Genomic DNA, 16,878 nt, shown 5'->3' with positions numbered 1-16,878 from the left:
AGCTACCCAAAGCCATGACGACTGCCGAACACTCCATGTCCCTGCAGGAGTTGCTTCCTCCGGTGCACCGCCGCCGCACCCGTATCGGCCTGGTCTCCGGCGGACTCGGCACATACTGGCCCCAATTCCCCGGTCTGCTGCCGCAGTTGAAGGAGTCGGCGGCGTACGTCGCCGAGCGGCTCGGGCAGCTGGACGCGGAGGTCACGGACGTCGGTTTCATCTCCGACGCGCAGGAGGGCGCGGTCGCCGCCGAGGAGCTGCGCCGGGCCGACTGCGACCTGATCGTGCTGTTCCTGACGACGTATCTGACCTCGTCGATGGTGCTGCCGATCGCCCGGCGCTCGCACACCCCCGTGCTGGTCGTCGACCTCCAGCCGTCCGAGCGGATGGACCACGCCACCTTCGACACGGGCGCCTGGCTGGCGTACTGCGCGCAGTGCTCGGTGCCCGAGGTCGGCAACGTCTTCCGCCGGGCCGGCATCCCCTTCCGGTCGGTGTCGGGCTGGCTGCGCCAGGAGTCCGCCTGGCGGCGCATCGGGCAGTGGATCCGCGCCGCCCATGTCCGGGCCGCGCTGCGGCACGCCCGGCACGGCCTGATGGGGCATCTGTATCCCGGCATGCTGGACGTGTCGACCGATCTGACCCTGCTGCCCACGACCTTCGGCTCGCACGTCGAGGTACTGGAGTTCGACGACCTGCGCCACCGGGTGGAGCAGGTGACCGAGGCGGAGACCCGCGACCGCATGGCGCTGGCCCGGCAGGTCTTCACCCTCGACGACAGCGTGGCGGACGAGGACTTCGCCTGGGGCGCGAGGGTGTCTGTCGGGCTCGACCGGCTGGTCGAGGACTTCGGCCTCGACACGCTCGCCTACTACCACCGCGGTCTGGACGGCGAACTGCACGAACGGCTCGGCGCGGGCATGATCCTCGGCGCCTCCCTGCTCACCGCCCGGGGCGTGCCGGCGGCCGGCGAGTACGAACTGCGCACCAGCGTCGCCCAGTTGGCCTCGCAGAGCGTCGGCGCCGGGGGGTCGTTCACCGAGATCCAGGCCCTCGACTTCGAGGACGGCGTGGTGGAGATGGGCCACGACGGGCCCGCCCACCTCGCCGTCAGCGCCCGCGACCCGCTGCTGCGCGGGCTGGGCGTCTACCACGGCAAGCGCGGCTGGGGCGTCAGCGTGGAGTTCGATGTCCGGCACGGCCCGGTCACCCTCCTCGGCCTCGGCCAGGACGCCGACGGCAGCCTGTCGTTCATCACCTCCGAGGGCACCGTCGTCCCCGGCCCCCTGCTGGAGATCGGCAACACCACCAGCCGCGTCGACTTCGGCCGCGACCCCGGCGAATGGGTCGACGCGTGGAGCGCCACGGGCGTCGGCCACCACTGGTCCCTCGCGCTCGGCCACCACGGCGCCGACTTCCGGGCCGCGGCGAGCCTGCTCGGAATCGACCACCGGGAGGTGTGAAGCACCCCCTCGCGCGCCTCCCTTCACTCCGGTGCATTGCGCCGTGAGCCTGATCCGCGCGCGTTCCACGGCAAGGCGCCGCGCAACCACGCCGTCCGGTCGGGAAGGTGGGCAGTCCGTCGTCGTACGACACCGCGACGTCCCACCGTCTCGAGGAGAGCTTCTTGCGCCTGCACCCTGTCGCGGCTGCACTGACCTCGGCCGTGCTGCTGGCCTCGCCGCTCCCGGCGGCGTCCGCCGCCCCGGCCACGGCCGGGCCCGCACGCGCCACGGACGATCCCGCCGGCTACGTCAATCCGTTCGTCGGCACCGCTCCGGGCGGCACCGACTTCGGCCACGGCGGAGGGGCCGGGAACACCTTCCCCGGCGCCACGGCGGCGTTGGGCGGGATCCAGTGGAGCCCCGACACGGTCACCCGCCAGCACGGCGGGTACGCCTACAAGGACAACCGGATCCGGGGTTTCAGTCTCACCCACATCTCCGGCGCGGGCTGCAGCGACTACGGCAATGTGCCGTTCATGCCGCTCACCGGCCGCCCGGACCCGGACCCCGCCGCGCGCCACGCCACCTTCTCCCACGCCAACGAGCAGGCGTCACCGGGCAGTTACGGGGTCCGCTTCGACAACGGCATCCGTACGCAGATCGCCGTCACCCAGCGCTCCGGCATCGCCCGCTTCACCTACCCGGCCCACGACGCGCGGCCCGCCGGGCTGACGGTGGACGCGGGACGAGCCTTCAACAAGGCCACCGGAAAGATCAGCATCGGCTCGCGCACCCTGTCCGGCTACACCGACAGCGGTGGCTTCTGCCATTCCTCGAACCATTACCGGCTCTACTTCCACGCCGTCTTCGACCGCCCCTTCGCGCACACCGAGCCCCTCGACGGAAAGACCTCCGGGGCGTACGTCTCCTTCGCTCCCGGAACCCGCACGGTGACCGCGCGGGTGGGTGTGTCCTTCGTGGACGTCGACGCCGCCCGCCGCAACGCCACCGCGGAGCAGCGCAGCCGCTCCTACGGCGTGCTCCGGAGTGCCGCCCGCGACCGCTGGAACGACTGGCTGGGCAGGATCGCCGTCCGCGGCGGCACCGAGACCCAGCGCCGGGTGTTCTACACCGCGCTCTATCACGCGCTGCTGCACCCCAGCGCATTCAGCGACACCGACGGCCGCTACCGGGGGATGGACGGCCGGGTCCACCGCACCCGGCCCGGGCATGTGCAGTACGCGGACTTCTCCGGCTGGGACGTCTACCGTTCCCAGGGCCAGCTGCTCGCCCTGCTCGCGCCGCGCGAGGCGTCCGACGTCGCCCAGTCGATCCTCGAGCAGGGCCGCCAGGCGGGGTATTTCGACCGCTGGACGGTGGCGAACGGCGGCACCCGCGTCATGGTCGGCGACCCGCTGCCGGCCATGGCGGCCTCGATCCACGCCTTCGGCGGCACCGACTTCGACGCCCGGGCGCTGCTGCGCGCCGCCGTGGCGGGCCGGCAGGACGACCGGCAGCGACCCGGGCACCGGCAGTACGACACCCTCGGCTACGTCCCGGTCGGCACCAAGGGCGTCTGGGGCAGCGCGGCCACCACGCTGGAGTACGCCGTCGCCGACGGCGCGCTGGCCCGCCTGGCCGGACGCCTCGGCGACACGAAGACCCAGACGGCCCTCACCCGCGCCTCCGGCAACTGGCGCAATCTGTTCAACCCGGTGAGCGGCTACATCCAGCCCCGCAACGCCGACGGAAGCTGGCCGTCCTTCACCCCCACCCAACACAGCGAGTACGTCGAGGGCAACGCGGCGCAGTACACCTGGCTGGTCCCGCACGACCTGCCCGGCCTGTTCACCGCCATGGGCGGCAACGCCGCGGCCACCGCCCGTCTCGACACCTTCTTCACCCAGCTCAACGCGGGCGCCGACAAGCCGTACGCCTATCTGGGCAACGAACCCTCCTTCAACATCCCCTGGGCGTACGACTACGCGGGCCGCCCCGACCGCACCCAGGACGTCGTACGGCGGGCCCTCACCACCCTCTTCAGCGACCGGCCCGACGGTCTCGTCGGCAACGACGACCTGGGCGAAATGTCATCCTGGGCCGTCTGGGCCAGCCTGGGCATGTACCCCCAGGTCCCCGGAAGTCCCCAACTCGCCCTGGCCAGCCCGCTCTTCCCCGCCGCCACCGTGCGCCGCGGCAACGGGGTCAGCCTCACCCTCCTCGCCCCGCACGCATCGGCCACCAACACCCACGTACGATCCCTGCGGCTGGGCGAACGGCCCGTCAGCGGCCCCTTCCTGCCGGGCAAGGTCCTGACCTCGGGGGGTGTACTCCGCTACCGGCTGACGCCCTGATCCCTCAGGCCAGAGTCACCTCGACGGGCAGCTTCTTGATGCCGTTGACGAAGTTGGACCGTACGCGCGGGACGTCGCCGGCCAGGCGGATGTCCGCCAGACGGGGGATCAGTTCCTCGAACATGATGCGGATCTCGGTGCGGGCGAGCAGGTTGCCCAGGCACAGGTGGGGGCTGCCCTTGCCGAAGGTGACGTGGTCGTTGTCCTGCCGGGTGACGTCGAAGTCGTACGGGTTGCCGAAGACCTCCTCGTCACGGTTGCCGGAGGCGAACCACATGACGACCTTGTCGCCCTCCCTGACCTGCTTGCCGCCCAGCTCCACGTCACGGGTGGCGGTACGGCGGAAGTGGTACACCGGCGACGCCCAGCGCAGGAACTCCTCGACGGCGACCGGGATCAGGGAGGGGTCCTCCTGGAGGCGGGCGAGTTGCTCGGGGTGCTGCAGCAGGGCCAGCATCGAGTGCGTGATGGTGTGCCGGGTGGTCTCATTGCCGGCCACGACCAGCAGCAGGAAGTAGTTGTCGAAGTCCTGCCCGGAGAGCGGGATGCCGTCGCGCGGTGTGGTGTTGACCAGGCGTGAGACCAGGTCGGTGCCGTCCTTGCCGCGCCGCTGCCGGGCCAGCTCGCGGCCGTAGTCGAAGACTTCGAGCGAGGCGGGTGAGCGGAAGGGCAGGTCGCGGTACTTCTCGCTCTCCTCGCTGTGCAGCAGCACGTCCGCGTAGTCGGGGTCGGTGTTGCCGATGATCCGGTTGCCCCAGTCGATGAGCCGCTGGTTGTCCTGCGGCGGCACGTCCAGCAGCCGGGCCAGGACGTTGATGGGGAAGTCGGCGGAGACGTCGGAGACGAAGTCGAAGCTGCCCTTCGCCAGGGCCGCGTCCAGCGTGGTGGCGGTCAGGCCACGTAGGAAGTCCGTGTAACCGCTGATCACGCCCGCGCCGAACTGCCGCTGGATCACGCTGCGCAGGGCACGGTGGCGTACACCGTCCATCTCCAGGATGGAGGCCCGCTTCTTGATCTGGTCGTCGTCGACCTCCTCCAGATTGACGAACCTGGTCGAGGTGAAGGTCTCGGCGTCGCGGTCGACGCGGGCGATGTCGGCGTGCCGGGTCACCGCCCAGAAACCGGAGTTGGGCGCCTGCTCCGGCTGCCAGTGCACCGGGTCCTCGTGGCGCAGGGTGTGGAACATCCGCCACGGGGTGATGCCGTCGGTGAAGTTGTCGAGGTCGGCGAGATCGACGTTCGCGAGCGGCATCGGCTCGTTCACGGCAGCGGACAGGATTTCGGTCATCGGTGGCTCCAAGACGTCACAGGTGGTAGGCGTACTCGGTGAACTCCCAGTCGGTGACGTGCCGTTGGAAGCGTTCGACCTCGTTGCGCTTGTAGCTGAGGTATGAGGTGGTGAAGTCCTTGCCGAGCACCTCGGCCAGGGCGGTGTCCGCCTCCAGCGCGTCGAGGGCGGCGGGCAGGCTCATCGGCAGCACGGCGGCGCGTGCGGTGTCGTAGCCGTAGCCCTCCAGCGGGGCGGGCGGCTCCTCCCCCGCCCGGACACCGAGCAGCGCGGCGGCGATCGTGCCCGCGATCAGCAGGTACGGGTTGGCGCTCGCGTCGCCGAGCCGCAGCTCCAGGCGGGCGCCGGAGCCGCGCTCGGGCGGGATGCGGACCATGGCGCTGCGGTTGTCTAGCCCCCAGTCGATCAGCCAGGGCGCGAGGGTGTCCGGGCCGAAGCGCTTGTACGAGTTGATCGTCGGGTTGGCCAGGGCGGCGAGGGCCGGGGCGTGCGCCAGGATGCCGGCGATCGCGTGGCGGGCGGTGGCCGAGAGGCCGTAGGCGCCCGTCGGGTCGTCGAAGGAGTTGCGGCCCTGCTCGTCGTCGCAGGACAGGTGGAGGTGGAAGCCGGAGCCGCCGGCGTCGTTGAACGGCTTGGCCATGAAGGTGGCGAGCCGGCCCTCCTTGCGCGCGAGTTCCTTCACGGCGGCCTTGAAACGGAAGGCGCGGTCGGCGGCCGACAGGGCCTCGGAGTGGGTGAGGTTGATCTCGAACTGCCCGCCGTCGAATTCGTGGTTGCCGTTGGTCACGCCGACGCGCAGGTCGCGCAGCAGGCGCAGGGTGCGCAGCAGATGGTTGTCGGGGTCGGCGCGCAGACCGGCCGTGTAGACGACTCCGGTGGCTTTGGAGTACCGCTTCCATCCGCTCGGGGAGGCCGGGTCCTCGTCGCACAGGAAGTACTCGAGTTCGGGGCCGGCCACCGGGCGCAGACCCTGCTCGGCGCACCGGGCGAGTACCGAGCGCAGCAGGTCGCGGGGCGATTCGGGGGCGGGTGCCCCGGTCGCCGGGTCGATGGCCTCGCCGAGGCAGGCGGCGACTCCGGGCTCCCAGGGCAGTGCAACCAGGGTGTCGAGGTCCGGGCGCACGTGAATGTCGGGCAGTCCGGCGTCCAGACCGCCGGACACGGGAACCACGTCCCCTTGAGGTGAGGTGTGGTAGACCGCCCGGCAGAAGGCGAGCCCGTGCTCGCACGCCGTCGGGAGCTGGTCGAGCAGAACGTCGCGGGCCCGGTCGGTGCCGATGAGATCGGGGTAGGTCACCCGGACCACGTCGATTCCCTCGGCGGCGAGCCGCTCCTGGTACTGACGGGCGTCCGGTGTTTGAGATGCGCTCACCGTTGTCTCCTCGGCGGCCGGCATGTTGTTTGATGTCAAACGATATGAACGGCTTCAGCCACCCGCAAGGGGTCGGCACCAAATAATTATCCACCTGGACAGGTATTGACCGGGGACGAGCGGCTTCCTATGTTGTTTGAAGTCAAACGAGATACGGGAGGACCGGCCATGAAGGTCGTCGTCGACATGAACAAGTGCCAGGACCACGGCCAGTGCGTTTTCGCGGCCCCCGACGTCTTCCAGCTCGACGAGAACGGCCGACTGGGCTACGTCAGCGACCCCGGCGACGCGCTGCGCGACGAGGTCGAGGAAGCCGCCGACGTCTGCCCGCTGCAGGCCATCCGGATCGAGGCCTGAGCATGGCCGCACGCATCCTCGTGGCCGGCGCCTCCATGGCCGGCCTGCGCGCCGCCGAGCAGCTGCGCGCAGCCGGCTGGACGGGTGCGATCACACTCGTCGGCGACGAACCGCACATGCCCTACAACCGGCCCCCGCTCTCCAAGGAGGTGCTGGCCGGCAGGGCGCCCTTCGAGTCGCTGGCCTTCCGCCCCCGCGCAAGCGTGGCCGACGTGGAATGGCGCCTCGGCACGAAGGTCGTCGCATCCCGCCTCTGCGAACGGATCGTCGAGCTCGACGACGGCGAGGCGCTCTCGTACGACGGTCTCGTCGTCGCCACCGGCATGCGGCCGCGTCGGCTGCGCTGCCCCGGCCCGCTCGCCGGCCGCCACACGGTCCGTACGCTGGCCGACGCCCGGGGCCTGAGGGACGAACTGACCCGTCCCGGCGCCCGGTTGGTCGTCGTCGGCGCCGGGTTCATCGGCTGCGAGGTGGCCGCCACCGCCGTAGGACTCGGCGTCCGTGAAGTGACGGTGGTCGATCCGCTGCCGTTGCCCATGGTCGGCCCGCTCGGCGAACTGCTCGGGCATGCGCTGCTCGAGCGGCACGAAGAGCGCGGGGTGCGCTTCGCACTCGGCACGGGGGTCGCCGGATTCGAGGGCGAGGACCGCGTCACGGGCGTGGTGCTGGGCGACGGGACGGTCCTGCCCGCCGACGTGGTGGTGGAATCGGTCGGTTCGCTCGCCAACACCGAATGGCTGGACGGCAACGGCCTCGACCTGGCCGACGGGGTGCTCACCGACGAGCATCTGCGGGTCGGCGGACGGCCGGACGTGGTCGCGGTGGGCGACGTGGCGCGTTTCCCCAACGCCCGCTACGACGGCGTACCGCGCCGGGTCGAGCACTGGTGCATCCCCGCCGACACCGCCAAGCACGCGGCGAAGGTGCTGGTCGCCCATCTCACCGGCGCCGACGCCCAGCCCGCGCCCTTCGGTCCGCTGCCCTCCTTCTGGAGCGACCAGCACGACTTCCGGCTGCAGTCCTTCGGCGCGCCCGCGCTCGGCGCCGGCGACGTGCGGGTCCTCGACGGCGACCCGGCCGCGGACGTCCTGGTCGGTTACCACCACGACGGCCGGCTGGTCGGTGTCGTGGCGCTCGGCGGCCCCGCCGCCATGTCCGCCGCCGCCCGCCACCGCGCCGAACTGCTCAAGCAGCCCGCCCTCACCGCGTAAGGAATCTCCTGGCCATGACCACCGTCCGTGGATACTTCCACCCCAAGACGGCGACGGGTGTCTCGTCGCTGATCCCCTCCCCGCCCTGGCGCTACTCGGGCGACCTGCTCACCGTCGAATACCGCACGGATCCCTCTCGGGTGCGTGAACTGCTGCCCGAGCCACTGGAGTTGGCCGACGAGGACCCCGGTGCGGTCGCGTTGATCTGGGCCGACTGGCAGTCCTGCTCGGCCTCCGGGGCGGAGCTGCTGGACCCCGTGCTGTCCCAGTACAAGGAGGCCTTCGCGGTCGTCCGCTGCCAGTACCGGGGGCAGACGTACTCGCGGTGCGTGTACATCTGGGTCGACAAGGACTTCGCCATCGCGCGGGGGCTGCACCAGGGGTACCCGAAGAAGCTCGGGTCCATCCACCAGACGCGGCCGCATCCTTACGGACCCGCTCCGCGGATCGAGGCGGGCGCCCGCTTCGGAGCCACCCTTGCCGCTGCGGACCGTCGGCTCGCCCAAGCCGTGGTGACCTTGCGCGAGCCGTCGGAGACGAACGGGTTCGTGAACGGGCATCCGATGGTCCATCACCGGTGGCTGCCGTCCATCGAGAAGGGCAAGGGGCTTGCTCTCGACGAGCTGATCGAGACCGGTGCGGCTTCCTTCGAGGGTGGCCAACCGTGGGTCGGGGACGCGGAGTTGGAGCTCTTCGAGGCGCCTACGGAGGAGTTGGCGCGGTTGGAGATTCAGGAACCGATCGCTGCGTATTTCCGCCAAGTCGGCGTGGTTTGGGACGGTGGGCGGCTTCTGGAGTCGGGCACGTCCGGAGCGTCTGCCGAGTGAGGTCGGTCAACGGCTGCGGGCTCGTTGTGGCTGGTCGCGCAGTTCCCCGCGCCCCTAGGTGAGTTGCAATTCCCTTCGTTTCTTTGGAGCCCCTTCTTATGGCTGACAAGATCGTCGTAGCCGGAGTTTCCGTCGACACCCGGCACTGGATCGGTGGCGAACGCGTCGCCTCCGCCGGGACCTTCACCGACGTATCGCCGATCGACGGCGGTGCAATCGGCGAGATCGCGCGCGGCGGTTCCGCCGAGGCCGCTGCGGCGGTGGCCGCCGCCAATGCCGCCTTCCCCTCCTGGGCCGCCACCCCCCGCGCCGAACGCGCCCGCATCCTGCACGCCATCGCCGACGGTGTGGAGAAGCGGATCGAAGAACTCGCGATCGTCGAGACCACCGACAACGGCGCGCTGTTGCGCTCGCACCGACGGGGTGTGATGCCCCGCGTGGCGCACAACTTCCGGTTCTTCGCGGACTGGCTGCTGAAGCTGGACCACGAGGACTTCGAGACGCGCGGGCACGCCAACCACGTCAGCTGGGACCCGGCGGGCCCCTGTGTGCTGATCACCCCGTGGAACGCACCGCTGATGCTGGCCACTTGGAAGGTCGCCCCGGCGCTCGCCGCCGGCGACACCGTCGTCCTCAAGCCCGCCGAGTGGTCGCCGCTGACCGCCTCCCTGCTCGCCGACATCGCGGCCGAAGCCGGGCTGCCCGCCGGGGTGTTGAACGTCGTGCAGGGCTACGGCTCCGAGATCGGCGACGCCCTCACCTCGCACCCGGACGTGCGCCGGATCAGCTTCACCGGGTCGGTTCCGACGGCCAAGCGGATTGCCGAGTCGGCGGCCGCCAACCTCACCCCGCTCAGCCTCGAACTCGGCGGCAAGTCACCGCTGTTGGTCTTCGCCGACGCCGACCTGGAGCTCGCCGTCGACCTGGCGGTGGAGCAGTACGACAACGCCGGGCAGGTGTGCCTCGCGGCCACCCGGTTCCTGGTCGAGGAGTCGATCGCAGCGGAATTCACCCGGCGTTTCGTCGACAAGGCGACGGGTCTGAGGCAGGGGGATCCCCGGGACGAGGCCACCGACATCGGCCCGAACATCCATACCCGCCAGCTGGAGAAGATCGACGGCTTCGTGCAGCGGGCAGTGGCGGCCGGGGCGCGCGCGGTCATCGGCGGGCACCGCAAGGACGGCCACTACTACGCGCCGACCCTGCTCACCGACGTCGCCCAGGACTCGGAGATCGTCCAGGAGGAGGTCTTCGGGCCGGTCCTGACCCTGCAGACCTTCAGCACAGAGGAAGAGGCCGTCCGTCTCGCCAACGACACCCGGTTCGGGCTCGCCGCCACGCTCGCCACCGGCGACCGCGAGCGCGCCGAACGCGTCACCGCACAGCTCGTCGCCGGCACCGTCTGGGTCAACTGCTTCTTCGTACGCGACCTGCAGGCCCCCTTCGGCGGCTCCCGCCTCTCCGGTGTCGGCCGCGAGGGCGGCACCTGGAGCTTCGACTTCTACTGCGACCTGAAGAACACGGTGACCGCCCCGAACGGATGGAAGAACCATGGGTGAGATCGTCGGGGCGGGCCTGCTCGCCCACGTCCCCACCATCGTGCTCCCGGAGGAAGACCGGCTCGAGCTGAACGGTGGCAAGGAGATCACTCTCGTCACCGGTCTCCGGCAGCTCCGCAAGGACGTCTTCGAGCGGGATGCCGCCGAGGAATACGACACCGTCGTCGTCCTCGACTCGCACTGGGCGACCACGGTCGAGTTCGTCGTCACCGCCCAGCAGCGCCGGGCCGGCCTGTTCACCTCCGAGGAGCTGCCGCGGGGCATGTGCAGGATGCCGTACGACTTTCCCGGGGATCCCGAACTCGCCCGCAACATCGAGCAGTTCGCCGACAAGCACGGCACCTGGATCACCGCGATCGAGGACGACTACCTGCCCATCTACTACGCCACCATCAACCTCTGGAAGTTCCTCGGCGAAGGGCTGCCGGACAAGCGGTGGGTGACCATCGGTGTCTGCCAGACCGGCGACATGGAGGACCATCTGCGGCTCGGGCGTGCGCTGGCCGACGGCATCGCCGCCACCCCTGGGCGCCGGGTGCTGCTGATCGCCTCCGGTGCGCTGTCGCACACCTTCTGGCCGCTGCGCGAACTGCGCGACCACGAGGCCGGCGATCCGGTGCACATCCGCACGCCCGAGGCCCGCGCCGCCGATCACGAGCGCATCGCCTGGTTCAAGGAGGGCCGGCACGACAAGGTCCTCGACACCATGGACGAGTTCTGGAAGTTCAAGCCGGAGGCGAAGTTCTTCCACTACCTGATGATGGCCGGCGCCCTCGGCGAGCAGGCCTGCACGGCCAAGGCCCGCCAGTACGGGGAGTACGAGAACTCCATCGGCACCGGCCAGGTCCACCTGTGGTTCGACCGCCCCGCCGGCGGCTGGACCGGCACGGACGAGCCCGTGACGGCCGCCGCACCCCACAACCCGCACCGCCGCTCCTAGGAAGGCCACCATGCCCGAATACCGCCGCATCCTGCTCGACGGCGCCACCGTCCAGGTCACCGTCGACGGGGACGAGCTCGTCGCCGGGGACGGCCGCCGCGTGAAGATCGAGGAGGCGCACCACCTGCCGCCGGTGGTGCCGTCCAAGGTGATAGCCGTCCACCTCAACCACCGCAGCCGCGTCGACGAGTTCCGGATCGAACTCCCGGACACTCCGACCTACTTCCACAAGCCGACCTCCTCCCTCAACTCCCATCAGGGCGCCGTCGTCCGCCCCGAGGGCTGCAAGTGGCTCAACTACGAGGGCGAGGTCGCCATCGTCATCGGCAGGACGGCGCGGAACATCTCCCCGGAAGAGGCGGGCGAGTACATCGCCGGCTACACCGTCGCCAACGACTACGGCCTGCACGACTTCCGCGACACCGACGCCGGCTCCATGCTCCGCGTCAAGGGCTCCGACACGCTGTGCCCGCTCGGCCCGGGCCTGGTGACCGACTGGGACTTCCACGGCAAGAGCCTGCGGACGTACGTCAACGGCGAGGTCGTGCAGGACGGTTCGACCGACGAGATGAAGTGGGACATGCACTATCTCGTCACCGACATCGCCCGCACGATCACCCTGTATCCCGGCGACGTCCTGCTGTCCGGCACCCCGGCCAACTCCCGCCCGGTCGAGCCCGGCGACGTCGTAGAGGTCGAGGTGGAGGGCCTCGGCAGGCTCACCAACCGCATCGTCACCGGACCGACCCCGATCCGCACCGATGTCGGCGCCCGGCCCACCGAGTCGGAGGAGGTGCTGTCCACCGCGCTCGGCGGCGACTGGGAGTTCCGCGGTATCCGCCCGCCCAGGCGCTGACGCCGAAAGGCTCCTCGAGCCGCAACGGTAGGGTCACCGGCATGACCGACTCCGCCGACGCCCCCAAGAGCCGACAGCCACGCAAGCGCCTGCACTACGGCGAGGGGCGCGAGGCGCTGCTGAACGCGGCCGTACGGGTGGTGGCGCGGGGCGGACTGCGCAAGCTCACCTATCGGGCCGTGGCGGAGGAGGCCGGGGTCACCCACGGCCTGGTGGTGCACCATTTCGGTTCCCGCGACGCGCTGATCGAGGAGGCTCTCGCCCACACGATCCGCACCTCGCTGAGTACCAGCGCCCTCGAACCGGGCACCGGCAAGGTCGCGGACTTCTCGACCGGTCTGTCCGACATGGTCACGGCGGATCCGGACACGCAGGCGTTCCAGTACGAGCTGCTGCTGGAGTCGCGCCGCCGCCCGGAGCTGCTGCCGCAGCTCCGGGCGCTGTACGACCAGTACTTCGAGGCCACGCAGCGCGAGCTGAACCGTATGCTGCCGGCCGGCGCGGACCAGGCGATGACCCGGCTGGTCTTCGCCGCGCTCGACGGTCTGGTGCTGCATCAGCTCGTCCTCGGCGAGCCCGAGGTCACGGACGCCGCCCTGGAGCAGCTGCGCTCCCTGCTCAGGCTCCTCGACGCAAACGGCGGCAGCGCCTCGGGGAAAGCTGGCGCATGACCCTCTGACCTGCATTTTTTCCTGCATTTTTCAGGGCCCCGGACGTTCTGCGTCCGAGGCCTTTCGCATTCTGAGCACCGGATCTCTCGCCCTCGACGAGCAGGGACGGCTCACCCTGAGGGCCGTGGCCGCGGACACCGGCCATCACCGTGCACCAGCAGACGGGCCCCATCCCGAGTTACGGCTCTGTAAGAAGCCGACCGCCGGGCGGAAATCTCCGCAGACCCCCTTGCCAAACGGATAGTTCCAGCCCACCATGAGGCAACTCGTTTGACCCGAAACGACACCCACCTCTCCCCGTCCCGACAGGTGATCCGAATGGACAGTCAGACGGCGGTCACCCCGCACACCGCTCAGGATTCATCCATGGCAGGCAGGCTCAAGCCCGATTCCCTCGGCGTCCTGGGCATCCTCTTCTTCGTCCTTTCCGCCCAGGCACCGCTCACCGGCATCGCCGGAGCCGTCCCCATCGCCGTCGCCATCGGCAACGGGGCCGGCACCCCCGCCGCATATCTCGCGGCCGGCGTCGTGGTCCTGCTGTTCTCCATCGGCTTCGTCGCCATGGGCCGCCACGTCGTGGACGCCGGCGCCTTCTACACCTACATCGGCAAAGGACTGGGGCGCCCGACCGGCTCCGGGAGCGCCGGGGTCGCCCTGTTCGCCTACTGCGCGGTCCAGGCCGCCATGTACGGGCTCTACGGCGCGACCGTGAGCGGCCTGGTCGAGCACTACGGCGGCGTACACATCGCATGGTGGGTCTGGACGCTGGTCACCATGGTGATCGTCCAGTTCCTCGGGGCCGCCGGGATCGAGATGGGGGCGAAGGTGCTGGCCGTCTTCGTCCTGGCGGAGTTCAGCATCCTGATCGCCTTCGCGCTCGTGACCTTCGCCAAGGGCGGCGGACCCGAGGGGCTCGGCTTCGGCGACAGCTTCTCGCCCCACGCCGCGCTCCAGGGCGCTCCCGGGGTGGCGCTGATGTTCGCCGTGGCGTCGATGTTCGGCTTCGAGGCCACCGCCATCTACGGCGAGGAGGCCCGGGAGCCCAGGAAGACGGTCCCGCGCGCCACCTATCTGTCGGTCGGCGTGATCATGTGCTTCTTCGCCTTCACCTCGTGGATGCTGGTCTCCGCGCACGGCGCATCCAAGGCGACCGCGGAGGCGGGCAAGGCACTGGCGTCGGGCGATGCCACGTCGTTCGTCTTCGCACCCATCACCGCCCAGTTCGGCGCATGGGCCGGCGACGTACTGCCCATCCTGCTGGCCACCTCGCTGTTCGCCGGAATCCTGGCCTTCCACAACTCGGCCAACCGCTACCTGTTCTCCCTGGGCCGTGAGGGCCTGCTGCCGCACGGGCTGACCGCGCTCAACCGGCGCCACTCCCCCTGGGCCGCCGGCGTGGTCCAGACAGTGATCGCGGTGGCGCTGGTCATGCCGTTCGCGCTCCTGGGCAAGGATCCGGTGCTGACGCTCTTCTCCTGGTTCAGCGGAGTCGCCGTACTGGCGATCATGCTCCTCTACTTCCTGACCTCCGTCTCCGTGGTCGTCTACTTCCGCCGCTCACGTGCCGACACCCGGCCCTGGAACACGCTGATCGCACCGGTTCTGGGCGCACTCGGCATCGCCGGTGCGATCTGGCTGATCATCGAGAACTTCACCACGCTCATCGGCGGCGACCGGACGACCGCCGTCTGGCTCCAGCTCACCGTCCCGGCGGTGCTGGTCCTGGGGCTGGTCGCGGCACGGCTGACCAGGCACGGGCATCGAGGCGAACCATCCGGAAACCCCCAGGACCAGGGAGCGGAAAGCTGATGCCGCCCCTCACCCACGACGACCTGCTGCGTCGCGCCAAGGAGCTGGACCTGCCCGCCCAGCACCACATCGACGGGGTGGACGAGCCGGGCGGCGGCCCCGCCTTCGCCGTCGTCTCACCCCGCGACGGACAGGTCCTCGCCGAGATCGCCGACGCCCGGCCCGCCGAGGTCGACCTGGCCGTGGCCGCCGCCCGCCGGGCCTTCGACTCCGGCTCCTGGCCACGCCTCGCGCCCGCCGACCGCGGCCGGATCCTGCTGCGCATCGCCGAACTGCTCGAAGAGCAGCGGGAGAAGCTCGCGCTGACCATCAGCCTGGAGATGGGCAAGCCGATCACGGACGCGTACGACATCGAACTGCGTGCCGCCGTCAACACCTTCCGCTGGTACGGGCAGTTGGCGGACAAACTCACCGACGAGTCCCCGCACACCGCCCCCGACGCCCTCGCCCTGATCACCCGGGAGCCGGCGGGTGTCGTAGCCGCCGTCGTACCGTGGAACTTCCCCCTGACACTGGCGAGTTGGAAGGTCGCTCCGGCGCTGGCCGCGGGCTGCACGGTCGTACTGAAGCCGTCCGAGAACTCCCCCCTGTCCGCCCTGCTGCTGGGGCGGCTCGCCACCGAGGCCGGGCTGCCGCCAGGCGTGCTCAATGTCGTGACCGGTGACGGACCGGTGGCCGGCCGGGCGATCGGACTGCACCCCGATGTGGACGTCCTGGCGTTCACCGGTTCCACCGCGGTCGGCCGCCACTTCCTGCACTACGCGGCCGACTCCAACCTCAAGCGCGTCTGGCTCGAACTGGGCGGCAAGTCCCCGAACATCATCCTCCCCGACGCCCCCGACCTGGAGAAGGCCGCCGCCACCGCAGCCTGGGGCATCTTCTTCAACCAGGGCGAGATGTGCACCGCACCCTCCCGGCTCCTCGTCCACTCCTCCATCGCCGAACGCGTCACCGAGGCGATCGTGGCCCGGGCCCGCGAACTGCGGGTCGGTGATCCGCTGGACCCGGCGACCGAGATGGGCGCGCTGGTGGGCGAAAGCCACCTGGACCGCGTCCTCGACCACATCGCCACCGGCCGCGAGGAAGGCGCGCGGCTGCGCGTCGGCGGCGAGCGCACACGGGTCGAGACCGGCGGCAGCTTCCTGCACCCCACCGTCTTCGACCACGTCACCCCCGGCATGCGACTGGCCCGCGAGGAGATCTTCGGCCCGGTCCTCTCCGTCCTCACCTTCGACGACCTGGACGAGGCGGTACGACTCGCCAACGCCACCGAGTACGGCCTCGCCGCCGGCCTGTGGACCTCCGACCTGTCCACCGCCCACAAGGTCTCCCGCGCGCTGAAGGCCGGCACGGTCTGGGTCAACTGCTACGAGGAGGGCGACCTGACCGTGCCCTTCGGCGGCATGAAGCAGTCGGGCAACGGGCGTGACAAGTCCGTGCACGCCATGGAGAAGTACACCGAGCTCAAGACGACCTGGATCCAGCTGTGACCCGCCCCTTGATAGCGATTCCCGCGCGCTTCTCCGCAACCACCTCCGCTCTGCGGTACGCCGCCGAGGTCAACGCCCGCGCGCTGATCGAGGCGGTGTGGCGGGCCGGCGGCGAACCGGCGAGCATCCACCCCGACACCTCCGAGGTCACCACCCGCCTCGCCCGCTTCGACGGCGTCCTGCTCCCCGGCGGCGGCGACCTGGCCCCGCACCGCTACGGCGCCACCGACACCCACGACACCGTGTACGACGTAGACGACCTCCAGGACGCCTTCGACCTCCAACTCGCGCGTACAGCCCTGGACTTGGGCCTGCCCCTGCTGGCGATCTGCCGCGGCCTCCAGGTCGTCAACGTCGCCCTCGGCGGCACCCTGCACCAGGACATGGGCGGCCCGGAGCGCGAACACCGGCACTTCGTGCACCCGGTGGCAGTCCAGTACGGCACCCTGCTCGAGCAGGCGGTCGGCGCGCAGAAGGTGGAGGCGTCCTGTTACCACCATCAGCGGGTGGACCGCCCCGGCACGGGCCTCGCAGTCACCGCGCGGGCCGCGGACGGCACCGTGGAGGGACTCGAACTCCCCGGCTGCCGTGGGTGGTTCACGGCCGTTCAATGGCACCCGGAGGACACCGCCCACGAGGACGCGGCGCAGCAGGGCCTCTTCGACGCCCTGGTACGAGCCGCCCGAGACGGGCAATGAC

Annotated in this window: 14 protein-coding genes; 12 read left to right on the top strand and 2 right to left on the bottom strand. The window is 70.4% G+C overall.

Annotation, left to right across the window (positions count from 1 at the left end; translation table 11 throughout):
* Nucleotides 1-14: 14 nt before the first annotated feature.
* Complete coding sequence (locus ACFY10_RS23950) at nucleotides 15-1,463, top strand: arabinose isomerase (RefSeq protein ID WP_390667220.1); 1,449 nt, start codon at nucleotides 15-17, stop codon at nucleotides 1,461-1,463.
* 164 nt (nucleotides 1,464-1,627) lie between these two features.
* Nucleotides 1,628-3,799, top strand: coding sequence for a GH92 family glycosyl hydrolase (locus tag ACFY10_RS23945; protein WP_390667219.1), 2,172 nt, complete (start codon nucleotides 1,628-1,630; stop codon nucleotides 3,797-3,799).
* Nucleotides 3,800-3,803: 4 nt separating this feature from the next.
* Here the strand turns inward: ACFY10_RS23945 and ACFY10_RS23940 are convergent, their stop codons facing one another.
* Together ACFY10_RS23940 and ACFY10_RS23935 are read right to left on the bottom strand one after the other, a co-directional pair.
* Nucleotides 3,804-5,087, bottom strand: coding sequence for a cytochrome P450 (locus tag ACFY10_RS23940; protein ID WP_390667218.1), 1,284 nt, complete (start codon nucleotides 5,085-5,087; stop codon nucleotides 3,804-3,806).
* A gap of 16 nt (nucleotides 5,088-5,103) precedes the next feature.
* On the bottom strand, nucleotides 5,104-6,459 hold the full coding sequence (locus ACFY10_RS23935) for a glutamine synthetase family protein (RefSeq protein ID WP_390667217.1): 1,356 nt from the start codon (nucleotides 6,457-6,459) through the stop codon (nucleotides 5,104-5,106).
* A gap of 168 nt (nucleotides 6,460-6,627) precedes the next feature.
* Here ACFY10_RS23935 and ACFY10_RS23930 point away from each other — a divergent pair, with 168 nt between their 5' ends.
* The 10 genes from ACFY10_RS23930 (at nucleotide 6,628) to ACFY10_RS23885 (ending at nucleotide 16,877) form a co-directional block, all read left to right on the top strand.
* Entirely contained in the window at nucleotides 6,628-6,816 is a 189-nt protein-coding gene (locus ACFY10_RS23930; RefSeq protein ID WP_390667216.1) for a ferredoxin, read from the top strand.
* 2 nt (nucleotides 6,817-6,818) lie between these two features.
* Nucleotides 6,819-8,027: an NAD(P)/FAD-dependent oxidoreductase gene (locus ACFY10_RS23925; RefSeq protein ID WP_390667215.1), complete on the top strand. Its 1,209-nt coding sequence runs from the start codon at nucleotides 6,819-6,821 to the stop codon at nucleotides 8,025-8,027.
* 14 nt (nucleotides 8,028-8,041) lie between these two features.
* Entirely contained in the window at nucleotides 8,042-8,854 is an 813-nt protein-coding gene (locus ACFY10_RS23920; RefSeq protein WP_390667214.1) for an acetoacetate decarboxylase family protein, read from the top strand.
* A 98-nt stretch (nucleotides 8,855-8,952) separates the two neighbouring features.
* Nucleotides 8,953-10,413 carry an aldehyde dehydrogenase gene (locus ACFY10_RS23915; protein ID WP_390667213.1) on the top strand — a complete coding sequence of 487 codons (1,461 nt, stop codon included), beginning with the start codon at nucleotides 8,953-8,955 and terminating at the stop codon, nucleotides 10,411-10,413.
* Entirely contained in the window at nucleotides 10,406-11,353 is a 948-nt protein-coding gene (locus ACFY10_RS23910) for a 3,4-dihydroxyphenylacetate 2,3-dioxygenase (RefSeq protein ID WP_390667212.1), read from the top strand. The genes ACFY10_RS23915 and ACFY10_RS23910 overlap by 8 nt, the downstream gene beginning before the upstream one ends.
* Nucleotides 11,354-11,363: 10 nt before the next feature.
* Nucleotides 11,364-12,209 carry a fumarylacetoacetate hydrolase family protein gene (locus tag ACFY10_RS23905; protein ID WP_390667211.1) on the top strand — a complete coding sequence of 282 codons (846 nt, stop codon included), beginning with the start codon at nucleotides 11,364-11,366 and terminating at the stop codon, nucleotides 12,207-12,209.
* Nucleotides 12,210-12,250: 41 nt separating this feature from the next.
* A complete protein-coding gene (locus tag ACFY10_RS23900; RefSeq protein ID WP_390667210.1) occupies nucleotides 12,251-12,880 on the top strand; it encodes a TetR/AcrR family transcriptional regulator in 630 nt (209 codons plus the stop codon).
* A 318-nt stretch (nucleotides 12,881-13,198) separates the two neighbouring features.
* Nucleotides 13,199-14,689: an APC family permease gene (locus ACFY10_RS23895; protein ID WP_390667209.1), complete on the top strand. Its 1,491-nt coding sequence runs from the start codon at nucleotides 13,199-13,201 to the stop codon at nucleotides 14,687-14,689.
* Nucleotides 14,689-16,179, top strand: a complete 1,491-nt coding sequence (locus ACFY10_RS23890) for an aldehyde dehydrogenase (protein WP_390667208.1) — start codon at nucleotides 14,689-14,691, stop codon at nucleotides 16,177-16,179. The genes ACFY10_RS23895 and ACFY10_RS23890 overlap by 1 nt, the downstream gene beginning before the upstream one ends.
* Nucleotides 16,176-16,877 (top strand): gamma-glutamyl-gamma-aminobutyrate hydrolase family protein, encoded by a 702-nt coding sequence (locus tag ACFY10_RS23885; protein WP_390667207.1) that lies wholly within the window; start codon nucleotides 16,176-16,178, stop codon nucleotides 16,875-16,877. Before ACFY10_RS23890 ends, ACFY10_RS23885 begins: the two co-directional genes overlap by 4 nt.
* The last annotated feature ends 1 nt before the right edge of the window (nucleotide 16,878 follow it).

The organism is Streptomyces sp. NPDC001401 (genome assembly GCF_042895385.1).
Lineage (GTDB): Bacteria > Actinomycetota > Actinomycetes > Streptomycetales > Streptomycetaceae > Streptomyces.
Note: the sequence above shows the minus strand (reverse complement) of the source record. Positions and strands in the feature narration are given on the sequence as shown.